This window comes from Mycobacterium sp. 134, from assembly GCF_048282715.1.
Lineage (GTDB): Bacteria > Actinomycetota > Actinomycetes > Mycobacteriales > Mycobacteriaceae > Mycobacterium > Mycobacterium septicum.
The window spans coordinates 3,878,813-3,893,165 of sequence record NZ_JBLVUN010000008.1; the positions used below are offsets into that span (position 1 = coordinate 3,878,813).

Consider the following 14,353-nt stretch of genomic DNA (forward strand, 5'->3'; position numbering starts at 1 on the left):
CACAAAGCTGTAGCGTTCGATGGCACGGACAGCGCAACAACGCGTTTCTGCCACCGGAAAGGACCGTCGGGTGCGTGTAGTCGTCATGGGGTGCGGCCGGGTGGGCGCCTCCCTCGCAGACAGCCTGGCCCGTATCGGCCACGAGGTCGCGGTCATCGACCGCGACAGCACCGCGTTCCACCGGCTCTCGCCGGAGTTCACCGGCGAGCGGGTGCTCGGGATGGGCTTCGATCGCGACGTGCTGCTGCGCGCCGGAATCGAGGAGGCCGGAGCCTTCGCCGCGGTCTCCTCGGGCGACAACTCCAACATCATCTCGGCCCGCGTGGCCCGCGAGACGTTCGGTGTCGAGCGCGTGGTGGCGCGCATCTACGACGCCAAGCGTGCCGCGGTCTATGAGCGGCTGGGCATCCCCACCGTGGCCACGGTGCCGTGGACCACCGATCGTCTGCTCAACGTGCTGACCAGGGAGACCGAGACCACCAAGTGGCGCGATCCCTCGGGCAACGTGGGCGTGGCCGAACTTCCGCTGCACCAGGATTGGGCCGGGCACCTGGTCACCGATCTGGAGGCCGCCACGGGCGGCCGCGTGGCCTTCATGATCCGGTTCGGCAACGGCTACCTGCCCGAACCGAAGTCCGTGATCCAGGCCGGCGACCAGGTGTACGTGGCAGCCGTGTCCGGCCACATCGCCGAGGCGCTGGCCATCGCGGCGCTGCCGCCCAGCGACGACTTGGAGTCTCACTGATGAAAGTTGCCATCGCCGGGGCCGGGGCCGTGGGGCGCTCCATCGCTCGCGAGCTGCTCGACAGCGATCACGACGTGACGCTGCTGGAGCGCAATCCCGACCATATCGACGTCGACGCCATCCCGGCCGCGCACTGGCGGCTCGGTGACGCCTGCGAGCTCAGCGTGATGGAGTCGGTCAAGCTCGAGGAATTCGACGTGGTGATCGCGGCGACCGGTGACGACAAGGTCAACGTCGTGGTCAGCCTGCTGGCCAAAACCGAGTTCGCGGTTCCCCGGGTGGTGGCCCGCGTCAACGACCCCCGCAACGAGTGGCTGTTCGACGAGAACTGGGGTGTGGACGTGGCGGTGTCGACACCGCGCATGCTCGCCTCACTCGTCGAGGAGGCCGTCGCAGTCGGCGATCTGGTGCGCCTGATGGAGTTCCGCAAGGGGCAGGCCAACCTGGTCGAGATCACACTGCCCGACGACACCCCATGGGGCGGGCGCCCCGTCAAACGCCTCGATCTGCCCCGTGACACCGCTCTCGTGACGATCCTGCGTGGCGCCAGGGTGATCGTGCCCGAGTCCGACGAGCCGCTGGAGGGTGGCGACGAGCTGTTGTTCGTGGCCGTCACGGAGTCCGAGGACGAACTGCGCGAACTGCTGCTGCGTCCGGCGCCGCGCTAGCCGGCGGTGTCGCGCTCGACCGGCGCTGCGGCGTCCTGGGCGTGTACGGCACGCTGCGCGGCCCGGATGGCCAGGTAGGTCACCAACGCGGCGACGGCGGTCAGCGGCCAGCCCATCGCGATGCGCGCGAAGCCCAGCCAGCCGGTCTGGTCGGAGTCATAGAGGTACTGCTGAACCAGGAATCGCGACGCGAACACCGCGACCCACGTGAGCGTGGCGACGTCGAAGGCCAGCACGGCCCTACGGACATCGCGCCAGGCCCGGTCGTGTGAATTCACCCAGCCCCAGATGTAGCCGACCACCGGGCGCCGGATCACCACCGACACCCCGAACACCACGGCATAGATCAGCGAACTCCAGATGCCAAGCAGGAAATAGCCTTTCGACTCCCCCACCAGATAGGCGATGAGCGCGCTGACGCCGACGGCGAAGAATCCCGACACCGCGGGCTGAATGGAATCGCGGCGGATCAACCGCCAGATCAGGATCAGGGTCGCCACGCCGAGTGCGGCGGCGATCGCGGGCAACAGCCCGAACGCCGTTGACACCGGGACGAAAACCACCACCGGCAGCGACGAATAGATCAGGCCGCTGATGCCGCCCATCTGGTCGAGCACGGCCCGTCCGCCACCATGGGCAGGGGTCGGCGCCGGCTCACTCTCGGATTGCGGGGGCGCGTTGTTGTCGGGCTGACTCACTTCTGGATTTCGTAGCGGGGGTTGTAGATCGCCTTGGCGCCGTTCTCCAGCTTGCCGACCCGGCCGTGCACCCGCAGGGTGCGGCCGGACTCGATACCCGGGATGCGGCGCTGCCCCAGCCACACCAACAACACCGTGTCGGTACCGTCGAACAGTTCGGCTTTGATGCCGCCGGAACACCCCTTGCCGTTACATTCGACGCTGCGCAGGGTGCCGACCATCGTCACTTCCTGGCCGCGCTGAGCATCGATCGCCCTGAGCGCGCCGGTATTGGCGGCTTCGTCGCTGAGCTCTTCGACATCAAGCTGTTCGGGGTCTTCCGTCAGGCGTCGCGTAAGCCGGCGCAGATACCCTTCGGCCGTAGCCATGGCCTCTCCTGACCTTCTGCAGATCCACTGTGAATCTGCCCAACCAAGGCCACGGTAGACCTCTTGCGGGGGGAATGCCACGTGGGGTGTGGGTCGGCACGCCGACGATTTGACGGGGCAGGCACGATCGTGTGATGAGCGTCATTCTGCGCGGTGTCCCAACCGTTCTGCTGCCCGGTACCGGGTCCGACGACAACTACGTCTACCGGGCCTTTTCGGGTGCGCTGCACGCCGCCGAAGCTCTGGTGGTGACGCCGCCACCGACTCCGGACCGGCTTGTCGAGGGTTACCTGCACGCGCTGGACGACGCGGCCCGTTCGGGCCCGATCGCCGTCGGCGGAGTGTCCATCGGGGCCGTCGTGGCGCTCCGGTGGGCGTTGGACCATCCCGGCCACACGGTGGCGGTGCTGGCCGCCCTGCCGCCATGGACGGGCTCCTCCCAGCATGCCCCTGCCGCGCTGTTGGCCCGGCAGTCGGCGGAGCTGTTGCGCCGGGATGGGCTGGCGGCCACGGTCGCGCAGATGCGCGCCTCCAGCCCGCCGTGGCTGGCCGACGAACTCGCCCGTTCCTGGGTGGGCCAGTGGCCGACGTTGCCCGATGCGATGGAGGAAGCCTCGGGTTACCGCGCACCCGGCAGTGCCGAACTCGAACAGCTCCGGGTACCCATGGGCGTCGCGGTGGCGACCGACGATCCGGTGCATCCGGCCGAGGTCGGCTACGAATGGGTGGCCGCGGCACCGCAGGCGGCGTTGCGGTCTGTCACCCTCGAACAGATGGGACTCGACACCGGCGTGCTGGGTGCCGCCTGCGTGGCGGCGCTGCAGGAGGCCGCCAGCGACACCGTCGCAGGCTGATGCGCGGGTGTACTACCCGCCGGTGATGGTGCGCAGCTGCTGCATCGCCGAGCCCTGCTCACTGCGGCGCGCCACCGGCTCGGCCGGAGGCTGATCCTGCGGCAACGCCTGAGTGGCAGCGGCGAGCTGCTGGGCGGCCTGCTGCACCGCGGCCTGCTGTGCTGCGGCGCGCAGTTGGGCGGCCATCGGCTCGGGCAGCTCCACCTGCAGCGGCGTGCGCACCGGCAGCGGCGTTTCACCGCGGCGAATCACGGTGTCGGCCAATGATGCCCGCGCCTCGGCGGCCAGCCCGTCGATGGTCTCGGGGGCACCGTTGACCACACAGCGCACCATCCAGCGGTAGCCGTCGACGCCGATGAAGCGCACCACACCGCCATTGCCCGCGCCGACCACCTCGCGGCCCCACGGGCCGTCCTGGATGTTCACCGAGCTGGCATCCTTGCGCAGCGACTCGGCGAGCTCGCCTGCCACCTCACGCCACAGGCCCGCGCTCTTGGGGGCGGCGTACGCCGCGATGGTGAACCGCCCGTTCGGGGTCACCACCCACACCGCGCTGGGCGCCCCGGCCTCGTTCAGCTCGACCTGGACCTGCCCGCCGTCGGGCATGGGGATCAGCACCGAGCCGAGGTCGAGCCTGCCCTGCACCGCGACCGCGGGATCGTCGAAGTCCTCGATGTCGAACGGGCCCTGGTCGGACCCCTCGTCGACATCATCGGCCTCGACCGCTGAGGACGGCTGGTCGACGACCAGCTCGTCATCGTTCTGACCGGCCGAATCGTCAGCCGAATCCTTGCTCTTGCGTTTTCCGAATGCCATCACAAACTCGCATGTCCGCCGGAGGAACCGTGGCCGCCTTCGCCACGGGAGGTGTCAGCCAGGCCCGCCTCGTCGAACGAGGTCACCTCGACCAACTCGGGCAGTTCTACCCGCTGTACCAACAGCTGGGCAATCCGGTCACCGCGGTTGATCACGATCGGCGTGTCGGGATCGAGGTTGATCAGCGAGACCTTGATCTCGCCGCGATAACCGGCGTCTACGGTGCCCGGACTGTTGACGATCGAAAGGCCCACGCGTGCAGCCAAACCCGACCGCGGATGGATCAATCCCACCATTCCGTGCGGAATGGCCACGGCGACTCCGGTGGGCACGAGCTCCCGTTGCCCGGGGGCCAGCTCGACATCACGCGCGCTGTAGAGGTCTACGCCCGCGTCCCCATCGTGCGCCCGGCTGGGCATCGGTAGTTCGCGGTCCAATCGGACGACCGCCAGAGAGGTGGACACGACGTCACAGATTACTCTGAGCCCCGTGTCAGACACGCGCGCAACCGCCCAAAGCGTTCACTACCGCGAACGTTTGTGGGTGCCGTGGTGGTGGTCGCTGCCCGCTGCGGTGCTGGCAGGGGTCATCGCATTCGAGATCGGCCTGGCCGCCCCGGCCATTCCGGCGTGGTTGCCGTACGTGCTGCTCTTCGGCGTGGCGGGGGCTGTGCTGATGTGGTTCAGCAAGACCGAATTGAAGGTGGTGCGCCACGGCGGAGGCGACACCGAGTTGTGGGTCGGTGACGCACACCTGCCGATGAGCGTCATCTCCCGGACCGCAGAGGTGCCGCGGTCCGCCAAGTCGGCAGCACTGGGTCGCCAACTCGATCCCGCCGCCTACGTCGTCCACCGGGCCTGGGTGGGCCCGATGGTGCTGGTCGTGCTCGACGATCCGGATGATCCCACCCCGTACTGGCTCGTCAGTTCTCGCCATCCGGATCGCGTCCTGGGTGCGCTCCGCGGCTGAGCCGCGAATCTGGCTGCAGCGGCTGAGCCGCCGTCAGGCGGCGCAGTCCGTGCAGATCATCACGCCGTTCTTCTCGCTTGCCAGCCGGCTGCGGTGATGCACCAGAAAACAGCTTGAGCACGTGAACTCGTCGGCCTGCTTCGGGACCACCCGTACCGACAATTCCTCGCCGGACAGGTCTGCGCCCGGCAGCTCGAACGACTCCGCTGTTTCTGATTCGTCGACATCCACCACCGCGGACTGCGCCTCGTTGCGACGCGCCTTGAGCTCCTCCAGCGAATCCTCAGAAACCTCGTCTGCTTCGGAACGCCGTGGAGCGTCGTAGTCGGTAGCCATCGTCTGTGTCCCCTCCCTTACCTTGCAGCAGAGCTTTGTACCAGCGTCGAACGCATTCCCCAAATGATTCGTGCCCGTATTGCCACACGTTTCAGTGTGATTTACATCACACTACCGTCTGAGCTCTACTGCGTCAGCGAACACCATTGCCCTTAGAGTGCAGGTGTGGTCGCGCAAATCACCGATGGCACAGCCTTCGACCGTCACGGTCGGCCCTTCCGTCGGCGCAGTTTCGTACCGGGCATTGTGCTCTTCGTCGCACTCGCCGTGGTGACGATGATCGTCTGGATCATCGCGCTCAATCAGCCCGCCGATGTGCACGAGGCCACGGTCTGCAACAACCCGCCGGCCACCGATCCGGCCGCCCCCAAGCTGGGCGAGCAGGTGGCCAGTTCGGCGATGACCGAAGTCACCCCGGCACCGCTGGCCGAGACCAGGATCCGGGTGCTCAACGCCAGCGGCCAGGGCGGCCAGGCCGGCGAGGTGGCCGGGGCCCTGCGCGATCTCGGCTTCGCCCAGCCCGAGGCGGCGAACGACCCGATCTACGCCAACACGCGGCTGGAATGCCAGGGCCAGATCCGATTCGGCCCGTCCGGCCGCACAGCGGCCGCGGCGGTGTGGCTGGTGGCCCCCTGCACCGAGCTGTTCCAGGACGAAAGGCCAGACGCCACAGTCGATCTGGCGCTCGGCACCGAGTTCAGCGAACTCACCAGCAACGACGACATCAAGGCCGTGCTGGCCAGCCTGCGGCCCGACGCCACCGCACCGTCGGATTCCGCACTGCTGTCAAAGATCCATACCGGCACCTGCTAGCGCGTCGTGCAGGGCGTCGGCGATGCCCGGCGCCGAAGCAGCCGCGTACTCGGCACCGGCAACGGTCGGCAGCCACACCGTCGCCCCGGCCTCGGCAGCGATCAGCGCCGCGGCGGCCCAGTCCCAGACCTGCACACCGTCTTCGTAGTAGGCGTCCAGCCGACCCGCTGCCACCATGCACAGATCGAGCGCGCACGAGCCGATGCGGCGCACGTCGCGCACCGAGGGCAGCACCTGGGCCAGCACCGCGGCCTGCCGCGCCCGCTGAGGTGGGTCGTAGCCGAACCCGGTCCCCAGCAGCGCCATGGACAGGTCCTCGACGCGGGAGCACCGCAGCTGCGTGCGCAGCCCGTCCCGCACCACTTCAGCACCGTGACCCAGGGCTGCCGAGTAGACCTCGCCGGCAGGAACATTGGCCACGGCACCGGCCACCGACCGTCCGTCGTACTGCGCGGCCACCGATACCGCGTAGGCCGGGATCCCGTAGACGAAGTTGACCGTGCCGTCGATCGGGTCGAGCACCCAGCTCAGTCCCGGGCGGTCATCCTGCTGACCGCCCTCCTCCTCCCCCAGGATGGCCTCGGCGGGCCGCAACACCGCCAGTCGCTCACGCAGCCACCGTTCGGTTTCGGTGTCGACGATCGTGACGGGATCGGTCGGGGTGCTCTTGGATCTGACAGCCCGCACGTCGTCACGTACCGCCGCACCGCCGGCGCCGAACACCTCGGCGCGCCGGCGCGAGACGAACTCGGCGGCTTCGGTGGCCAGTTGCTCGGCCACGGCTCGCAAGGCGGGAGCATCGAAACTGTTGTCGGTCACGGCCCTATCGCAACATCTTCTGACCGAAAAGTCGCTTCGCGGTGGATGGCGGACCAGCCGCGGGTGCGATGTTCACCGACTAGGGTGGGGACGCGCCTTGGTTTGTCCCTCATCCTGTCCGACAGCCTCACCGCCTGTCCCACAAAGGAGCACCCATGACCGCACCCGACGCATCCGCGGCAGATCCGGTTTCCCCCGCCGACGCGCAACACCGCGGATTCGGCGTCGACGTCGGCGGCAGCGGGATCAAGGGCGGCATCGTCGACCTGGACACCGGGCAGCTCATCGGCGAGCGGTTCAAGCTCGACACGCCGCAGCCGTCGACGCCCGACTCGGTGGCGAAAACGGTGGCTGCGGTGGTGGCCGAGTTCGGCTGGACCGGCAGCGTGGGCGTCACCTACCCGGGCGTCGTCACCGACGGCATCGTGCGCACCGCCGCCAATGTCGACAAGGGCTGGATCGGGGTGAACGCCGCCGAGGTGATCAGCGCCGCGATCGGCGGGCAGCCGGTGCGCGTGCTCAACGACGCCGACGCGGCAGGCCTGGCCGAGGAGCGTTACGGGGCGGGCAAGGCCAACAGCGGTGTCGTGGTCCTGCTGACCTTCGGCACCGGCATCGGCTCCGCGGTGATCCACAACGGTGTGTTGTTGCCCAACACCGAATTTGGTCACCTGCAGGTAGAGGGCAAGGAAGCCGAACACCGCGCCGCGTCCTCGGTCAAGGAACGCAAAGAGTGGAGTTACGCGCGGTGGAGCGAAGAGGTGAACAAGGTTCTGGTGACGATCGAGAACGCGATCTGGCCGGACCTGTTCATCGCGGGCGGCGGCATCAGCCGGAAGTCCGACAAGTGGCTTCCCCTGCTCAAGATCCGCACCCCGATCGTCCCGGCGGCGTTGCTCAACACGGCAGGCATCGTGGGTGCGGCCATGGCCAGTCAGGACCCTGGGCCCACCGGCACGCAACCTACCGCCGGGTAACTTTGCCGCTTTCGGTCGGTCACGTGGCGAAATTTGCCGCTCGGCACGGTGAACACCCACACTGTCGTTACAATGGTCCTCGGCGGCCGCCTACCGAATAGCGGTGAATATCCCAGCCGATAAGAACGCCAACATTCGATAGCAGACGCTTTCGGTGGAGTATGCCCATGCCCACCGAGAATTTCGCGAGACCGAAAGGGTGTACGTGGCAGCGACAAAGGCAAGCCCGGCGACCGACGAGCCGGTGAAGCGCACCGCTACCAAGACTCCCGCCAAGAAGGCCCCGGCCAAGCGGGCAGCCAAGAGCACCGCGGCCAAGGCCGAGGGCGGTACCGCCACCAAGCGCGCCCCCGCCAAGAAGGCGCCCGCCAAGAAGGCCACGAAGGCCGCGGCGGGTAAGCCCGAGGACGTCAACGACGATCTGGAGACCGCCGAAGACCTCGAGTCAGGTCCGGGTGAGGATCTCGACGTCGACGACGCCGACCTCGAACTCGACGAGGATCTCGACACCGACGACGAGGTCGAAGAGTCCGGCGACGACGAGGACGAGGACGACGCCGAGGAAGGCGAGAGCAAGGACGCCAAGGCCGCCGCGCCGGCGAAGCCGGCCAAGGCCGACGAGGAACACCCCGAGCCGTCCGAGAAGGACAAGGCCTCCGGCGACTTCGTGTGGGACGAGGAAGAGTCCGAGGCGCTGCGGCAGGCGCGCAAGGACGCCGAGCTGACGGCTTCGGCCGACTCGGTCCGCGCCTACCTCAAGCAGATCGGCAAGGTCGCCCTGCTCAACGCCGAGGAAGAGGTCGAGCTCGCCAAGCGCATCGAGGCCGGGCTGTTCGCCACCCAGAGGATGGCCGAGTTCGCCGAGAAGGGCGAGAAGCTCACCACCCAGGTGCGACGCGACTACCAGTGGATCTGCCGCGACGGCGATCGCGCGAAAAACCATCTGCTGGAAGCCAACCTGCGTCTGGTGGTGTCGCTGGCCAAGCGCTACACCGGCCGCGGCATGGCGTTCCTGGACCTGATCCAGGAAGGCAACCTGGGCCTGATCCGCGCGGTCGAGAAGTTCGACTACACCAAGGGCTACAAGTTCTCCACGTACGCCACCTGGTGGATCCGCCAGGCCATCACCCGCGCCATGGCCGACCAGGCCCGCACCATCCGTATCCCGGTGCACATGGTCGAGGTGATCAACAAGCTCGGCCGCATCCAGCGTGAGCTGCTGCAGGACCTGGGTCGCGAACCCACGCCCGAAGAGCTGGCCAAGGAAATGGACATCACGCCGGAGAAGGTGCTGGAGATCCAGCAGTACGCGCGTGAGCCCATCTCGCTGGACCAGACCATCGGCGACGAGGGCGACAGCCAGCTCGGTGACTTCATCGAGGATTCCGAGGCCGTGGTGGCCGTCGACGCCGTGTCCTTCACCCTGCTGCAGGATCAGCTGCAGTCGGTGCTGGAGACGCTGTCCGAGCGCGAGGCCGGCGTGGTACGGCTGCGGTTCGGTCTGACCGACGGGCAGCCCCGCACGCTCGACGAGATCGGCCAGGTCTACGGCGTCACCCGTGAGCGCATCCGCCAGATCGAGTCCAAGACCATGAGCAAGCTGCGGCACCCCAGCCGCTCGCAGGTTCTGCGCGACTACCTCGACTAGGTTCTCCTCGCGCAACCGGCAGACAACGAGAATCGGCCCCCTCCGCCTGACGGAGGGGGCCGATTCCTTACTTGCTTACTTGCTGCCCGAATCGGCGGAAACCTTCTCGGAGCCGGCGCTGTCACGCGAAGCGCTTGGCGCGCCCGGACTCTCGGACACCTTCTTGGCGGCACCGGTGATGCTGCCGAGCGAGGACTTCACCGTCGACCTGAGCTGATCGGCGGTGTCGGACAGCGCGGTACGAACCTGTTCGCCGGCGCGCCTGGCGTCGGCGAAGGTCTTGCCGGGCCTGACCATGTTGCCGGCGGTCAGATCGGTCGCACCGTGGACCCGCACCGAGGAGGTGACCTTCTGGGTCCCGTCGCGGCCGGAACCGGCCGATTCCGGCGCGTCCTTCGGATCCGCCACCACAGTGTTCAGTGGCTTCAGCATGTCCGTGGCCGAACCCGTGTCCGGGACAACGCTCTTGACCGTGTCGGACACCTGGTCGGTGAGCTCAGACACGGGACCGGGATCCGGATTGCGCGCCTGATCGATGGCCTTGCCGACCCGCTTGATGACCTCGGCATTGATCGCACGGTTGAACTTGGCCACCGAGAAGGAGGCATCGGCCACGCTGCGGTTGATCGCCGTCGCAACCTTGATCACGTCACCGGTGGCGAACGAGTCCGTCACCTGCTTCATGGCCGCTTCGAGCTGGCGGGTCAGTGTCCGCATCTGCAGCCCCACCTCATGCCCGAACGTCGGCTCGGGGCTGAACCGCTGGCCGTTCCAGTCCACCAATGTCCAGCCGTCCTCGGGGTTTCCCTCGATGACGACGTAGTCGGTGTTGCCCAGTGCGTGCTGGCTCAGCAGCATGCCCTTCTCCGCCAGGGTGAGGTTCTTGGCGTTCATCATGGTCCAGAACATGATGGTGCCGCCGTGGGAGAACACGACCGCGTTGCGGTCGCCCTTGTCGTACATGGTCTTCAACGCGCCGTCGACCCGCGCGTCGAACTCGTTGCCGTCGATCGAACCAGGGATGCGTGCGCCGAGCTGACCGGCGAACGCCCAGGCGATCGGAGACTGGAGGTAACCACCCAGTGCACCGCTCTCGGGCGTGCCCTCGTAGTCACCCGCCTCGATCTCCTGCAGGCCGGGCAGCACCTGGATCGGCAGACCCAGATAGGCCGACATCGGTTCTGCGGTCTGCTGGGTACGGATCATCTGCGACGCATAGATGGCGTCATAGTTGTTGTCCCCCAGCTTGTCGGCCACCGCCTTGGCCTGCTCTCGCCCCAGCGGGGTGAGCGACGGACCCGGCGTCGAGGTATCGATGTTCCCCGATGTGTTGCCCGCGGACTGACCGTGGCGCACGAAAGTGACCCGCATGTTCTCGGCGGCCCATGCGGGCAGCACGGACATCACGAAGAAGCCGAAGGCGGTCAGCACGATGCCGAGGGCTCTCCATGTCGTTCTCGAACGACGACGCACAGCGGGTACGGCGCCGTTGTCGAACTTGCTATGTCGGTCCATTTCCTCTCCATCTATTAGGTTGTCGAGCGCGCCGCAGTGGCGGCTCAGGTTGCCCGGTCGAATGCGACTCCCCGACTATGGATTTCGCCGAGCGCCGTCTCCGGTGTGTCGACCGCCTCACTGGGCCAGGCCATGTGATGGTCCGCACTCGCGGTGCGACAGGGGCGGGCAGTCTCGCTCAGCGGTACAAAACCAGCCTCAATCGTGCTGGCCGAGAACCGGATCCCGTGAGTCCCGCTGCGCGGAACACACGGACCAGGGCCGGCGCCGGTGTGGTTCGGTGAGCCAAAGGACCCGTTGCCGTGCGCGGACAACTCGACGAACAGGCGGAGATGAAAGTCGATCCGGAGATCGCAGAACTGCTGCCCATACTGAATACCGGTTTCCCTGCGGTCGAGACGATGAGCGGCGCCGAGGCCAGGGCCGCCGTGCGGTCCCGGTACCGGGCACCAGACCGTCCGCAACCGATCGGCGCGGTCGAGGAGCGGACGATACCGGGGCCCGAGGGCGATGTTCCCGTCCGGATCTACTGGCCGGAAACGTCTTCCGGCGGCCCGGCGCCCGTGGTGCTGTTCGCGCACGGCGGTGGATTCGTGTTCTGCGACCTCGACACCCACGACGACCTGTGCCGGGACCTGTGCCACGGCATCGGTGCGGTGGTGGTTTCCGTCGATTACCGGCTGGCACCCGAAGCACGTTGGCCTGCCGCGGCCGACGACGTGTACGCCGCATTGTGCTGGGTCGCTCGTGAGGCCGGTGAACTCGGCGCCGACGCGTCTCAGATCGTCGTCGCGGGCGACAGCGCAGGCGGAAATCTCGCCGCCGTCACCGCGATCCTCGCCCGCGATCGCGGTGGTCCGGACATCGCGTGCCAGGCACTGTTGTATCCGGTGATCGCCGCGGATTTCGACACCGAGTCCTACCGCCGGTTCGCGGCGGGGTACTACAACACCCGCGCCGCCATGGCGTGGTACTGGGACCAGTACGTTCCGGATACGGGTGACCGCAGCCACCCCCACGCGTCGCCGCTGCGGGCGGATCTGTCACGGCTGCCCGCCGCGGTGGTGATCACCGCGGGTTTCGACCCGCTGCACTCCGAAGGCGAAGACTACGCCGAAGCGCTTGCAGCCCAGGGTGTTCCGGTGGTGCACCGGAGTTACCCCGGCGCTATCCACGGGTTCATGACCATGTCGGCGCTGACCCTGGCCGGTACCGCCAGGCGGCAGGTGTGCGCCGACATCCGAGCGGCGCTCGACCGCTAGGCGGTCAGATCCTGGTGGATGTCGAAGCCCTTGTAGCCGGCTGCCGCGACTTCGGAGATGATCTCGCCGTACACGCCGAAGCCGCCGACGAACGGCATGAACACCCGCGGCTTGCCCGGGATGTTCGCCCCGAGATACCACGAATTGGCCTGCGGCATGAGCGTTCCGGCAGCACGTCGGGTGCATTCGGCCATCCACTCGGCTGCGGCGTCCGCGCGCGCCTCGATCGCCGGGGCGCTCTGGGCGTCGAGGAAGGCGATCGCATCGGCGACCCAGTTGAGGTGCAACTCCGAGTGCAGCACCATGTTGGCCAGCACCGAGGGGGCGCCGGGACCGGCGATGTTGAAAAGGTTCGGGAAGCCCGGGACACCGAGGCCGAGGTAGGTCGCGGGCCCTTCCGCCCACGCCTCGTTCAGCGTCCGGCCACCCCGGCCTACCACGTTGAGCTTCTGCACCGATCCGGTCATCGCGTCGAATCCGGTGGCCAGCACGAGAGCGTCGAGATCGTAGTGCGCCTCGGTGGTGTCGAGGCCGGATGCGTCGATCCGCTCGATCGGGGTGGCCCGCAGATTCACCAGCGAGACGTTGTCCCGGTTGAAGGTCTGGAAGTAGTTGTCGTCGGTACAGATTCGCTTGGCACCGATCGGATGATCCTTCGGGATCAACACGTCGGCGACCGCGGGATCGTCGATCACGGCCCGCACCTTCTGCTCCCAGAACAGCCGTGCGGTGTCGTTGGCCTCGATGGTGACCAACTGATCCGGGAATGCCTTGGAGAACAACACACCGCCCAGTTCCCAGCGCCGCTCGTAGGTCTGCCGCAGTTCCTCGGCGGAAACCTCCAGGGCGGACTCGGGGTGAGGCTGATGCGGTGAGCCGCCCCCGCTGAGCATCGAGAGCCTGCGCCGCTCGGCATACCCGGCTTTCTGGGCGGCGCGCGTTTCATCATCGAGCGGAATGTTGCCGGCCGGCACGCTGTAGTTGGGGGTGCGCTGGAAGACGTAGAGTTGCGCGGCTTCCTTCGCGATGTATGGGATCGCCTGGATACCGGAGGATCCCGTGCCGATCACGCCGACCCGCTTGCCGGTGAAGTCAACGCCTTCGTGCGGCCAGTGCGCGGTGTGGTAGACCTCGCTCGCGAACGAATCGAGGCCATCGATCGCCGGGATGTTCGCATTCGACAGCGGCCCGACGGCCAGGATGCAGAACCGCGCGGACACGATGTCACCGCGGTCGGTGCGAACCTCCCAGCGCAGCGTCTTCTCGTCGAGCACCATGTCGGTCACACGGGTCTCGAAGGAGATGTCGCGCCGCAGGTCGAACCGGTCGGCGACGTGGTTGAGGTAGGCCAGGATCTCGGGCTGGGTGGCGTACTTCTCGGTCCAGTTCCACTCCTGCTCAAGGGCGGAGTCGAACGAGTAGGAGTAGTCGACGCTCTCCACGTCGCAGCGCGCACCCGGATAGCGGTTCCAATACCAGACTCCGCCCACCCCGGCGGCGGCCTCGAACACCCGCACCGAGAGGCCCTGCCCGCGAAGGCGATGCAGTGCGTACAGCCCGGCGAAACCGGCTCCCACCACGACCACATCCACCGTGGCGGACTTGTCGGCGGTACCTGACGGAGCTGGCTGGGCTGTCACATCGTTGCCTTTCGATTCATGATTCGGCTCGTCACGTTACGAACCAGCGAGCGCAGCGGACAGCCGTTGTCTCACTCACCGGTACCAGGCGCCCCCGGGGCACGTCGAGCGGCATCGTCGCAGCGCTCCACCACTCATTCCCGCTGAATGAGACTTTCGGCCACCCCATCGCCGTGACGAATATCGTTGCGTTCATCCACCGCGGCGCTGCGGCCAGGATCGATC

General features: G+C 67.4%; 16 protein-coding genes. 8 read left to right on the forward strand and 8 right to left on the reverse strand.

All coding sequences use genetic code 11. The features are described 5' to 3' along the window. Positions 1–70: 70 nt before the first annotated feature. Together ACNQVK_RS23205 and ACNQVK_RS23210 are read left to right on the forward strand one after the other, a co-directional pair. Complete coding sequence (locus ACNQVK_RS23205; RefSeq protein ID WP_418031403.1) at positions 71–745, forward strand: potassium channel family protein; 675 nt, start codon at positions 71–73, stop codon at positions 743–745. Further along, complete coding sequence (locus ACNQVK_RS23210) at positions 745–1,413, forward strand: potassium channel family protein (RefSeq protein WP_418031404.1); 669 nt, start codon at positions 745–747, stop codon at positions 1,411–1,413. The genes ACNQVK_RS23205 and ACNQVK_RS23210 overlap by 1 nt, the downstream gene beginning before the upstream one ends. On the opposite strand, the gene ACNQVK_RS23215 is transcribed toward ACNQVK_RS23210, so the two are convergent. Continuing rightward, positions 1,410–2,111: a DUF3159 domain-containing protein gene (locus tag ACNQVK_RS23215; RefSeq protein ID WP_044517884.1), complete on the reverse strand. Its 702-nt coding sequence runs from the start codon at positions 2,109–2,111 to the stop codon at positions 1,410–1,412. The two genes, ACNQVK_RS23210 and ACNQVK_RS23215, sit on opposite strands and share 4 nt — an antisense overlap. Next, on the reverse strand, positions 2,108–2,479 hold the full coding sequence (locus ACNQVK_RS23220) for an OB-fold nucleic acid binding domain-containing protein (protein WP_044517882.1): 372 nt from the start codon (positions 2,477–2,479) through the stop codon (positions 2,108–2,110). The genes ACNQVK_RS23215 and ACNQVK_RS23220 overlap by 4 nt, the downstream gene beginning before the upstream one ends. Positions 2,480–2,613: 134 nt before the next feature. Here ACNQVK_RS23220 and ACNQVK_RS23225 point away from each other — a divergent pair, with 134 nt between their 5' ends. Then, complete coding sequence (locus tag ACNQVK_RS23225; RefSeq protein ID WP_418031406.1) at positions 2,614–3,333, forward strand: alpha/beta fold hydrolase; 720 nt, start codon at positions 2,614–2,616, stop codon at positions 3,331–3,333. A gap of 12 nt (positions 3,334–3,345) precedes the next feature. On the opposite strand, the gene ACNQVK_RS23230 is transcribed toward ACNQVK_RS23225, so the two are convergent. Together ACNQVK_RS23230 and dut are read right to left on the reverse strand one after the other, a co-directional pair. Then, positions 3,346–4,149: a DUF3710 domain-containing protein gene (locus tag ACNQVK_RS23230; RefSeq protein ID WP_418031407.1), complete on the reverse strand. Its 804-nt coding sequence runs from the start codon at positions 4,147–4,149 to the stop codon at positions 3,346–3,348. Beyond that, positions 4,149–4,613 (reverse strand): dUTP diphosphatase, encoded by a 465-nt coding sequence (gene dut, locus ACNQVK_RS23235; protein ID WP_044517877.1) that lies wholly within the window; start codon positions 4,611–4,613, stop codon positions 4,149–4,151. The genes ACNQVK_RS23230 and dut overlap by 1 nt, the downstream gene beginning before the upstream one ends. A 25-nt stretch (positions 4,614–4,638) precedes the next feature. Here dut and ACNQVK_RS23240 point away from each other — a divergent pair, with 25 nt between their 5' ends. Further along, positions 4,639–5,118, forward strand: a complete 480-nt coding sequence (locus ACNQVK_RS23240) for a DUF3093 domain-containing protein (RefSeq protein ID WP_418031408.1) — start codon at positions 4,639–4,641, stop codon at positions 5,116–5,118. A gap of 33 nt (positions 5,119–5,151) precedes the next feature. Here ACNQVK_RS23240 and ACNQVK_RS23245 read toward each other — a convergent pair whose 3' ends face one another. Next, a complete protein-coding gene (locus ACNQVK_RS23245; RefSeq protein ID WP_003880601.1) occupies positions 5,152–5,454 on the reverse strand; it encodes a DUF4193 domain-containing protein in 303 nt (100 codons plus the stop codon). A 165-nt stretch (positions 5,455–5,619) separates the two neighbouring features. On the opposite strand from ACNQVK_RS23245, the gene cei reads away from it, so the two are divergent. Next, positions 5,620–6,267, forward strand: a complete 648-nt coding sequence (gene cei / locus ACNQVK_RS23250; protein ID WP_276125776.1) for an envelope integrity protein Cei — start codon at positions 5,620–5,622, stop codon at positions 6,265–6,267. Here the strand turns inward: cei and ACNQVK_RS23255 are convergent. Then, entirely contained in the window at positions 6,241–7,086 is an 846-nt protein-coding gene (locus ACNQVK_RS23255) for an inositol monophosphatase family protein (RefSeq protein WP_418031409.1), read from the reverse strand. The genes cei and ACNQVK_RS23255 overlap by 27 nt on opposite strands. Positions 7,087–7,241: 155 nt before the next feature. On the opposite strand from ACNQVK_RS23255, the gene ppgK reads away from it, so the two are divergent. Together ppgK and ACNQVK_RS23265 are read left to right on the forward strand one after the other, a co-directional pair. After that, on the forward strand, positions 7,242–8,063 hold the full coding sequence (gene ppgK / locus ACNQVK_RS23260) for a polyphosphate--glucose phosphotransferase (RefSeq protein WP_273732148.1): 822 nt from the start codon (positions 7,242–7,244) through the stop codon (positions 8,061–8,063). Between the two features lie 205 nt (positions 8,064–8,268). Then, positions 8,269–9,711: an RNA polymerase sigma factor gene (locus ACNQVK_RS23265; protein WP_418031410.1), complete on the forward strand. Its 1,443-nt coding sequence runs from the start codon at positions 8,269–8,271 to the stop codon at positions 9,709–9,711. A 75-nt stretch (positions 9,712–9,786) separates the two neighbouring features. Here ACNQVK_RS23265 and ACNQVK_RS23270 read toward each other — a convergent pair whose 3' ends face one another. Continuing rightward, positions 9,787–11,226, reverse strand: a complete 1,440-nt coding sequence (locus ACNQVK_RS23270) for a histidine phosphatase family protein (RefSeq protein ID WP_418031411.1) — start codon at positions 11,224–11,226, stop codon at positions 9,787–9,789. A 332-nt stretch (positions 11,227–11,558) separates the two neighbouring features. Between ACNQVK_RS23270 and ACNQVK_RS23275 the strand changes: the two genes are divergently transcribed. Next, the gene (locus ACNQVK_RS23275; protein ID WP_418034276.1) at positions 11,559–12,488 is read left to right on the forward strand and encodes an alpha/beta hydrolase; all 930 of its coding nucleotides are present in this window, start codon (positions 11,559–11,561) and stop codon (positions 12,486–12,488) included. Here the strand turns inward: ACNQVK_RS23275 and ACNQVK_RS23280 are convergent. Next, positions 12,485–14,128 carry a flavin-containing monooxygenase gene (locus ACNQVK_RS23280; RefSeq protein ID WP_418031412.1) on the reverse strand — a complete coding sequence of 548 codons (1,644 nt, stop codon included), beginning with the start codon at positions 14,126–14,128 and terminating at the stop codon, positions 12,485–12,487. The two genes, ACNQVK_RS23275 and ACNQVK_RS23280, sit on opposite strands and share 4 nt — an antisense overlap. Positions 14,129–14,353 lie beyond the last annotated feature (225 nt).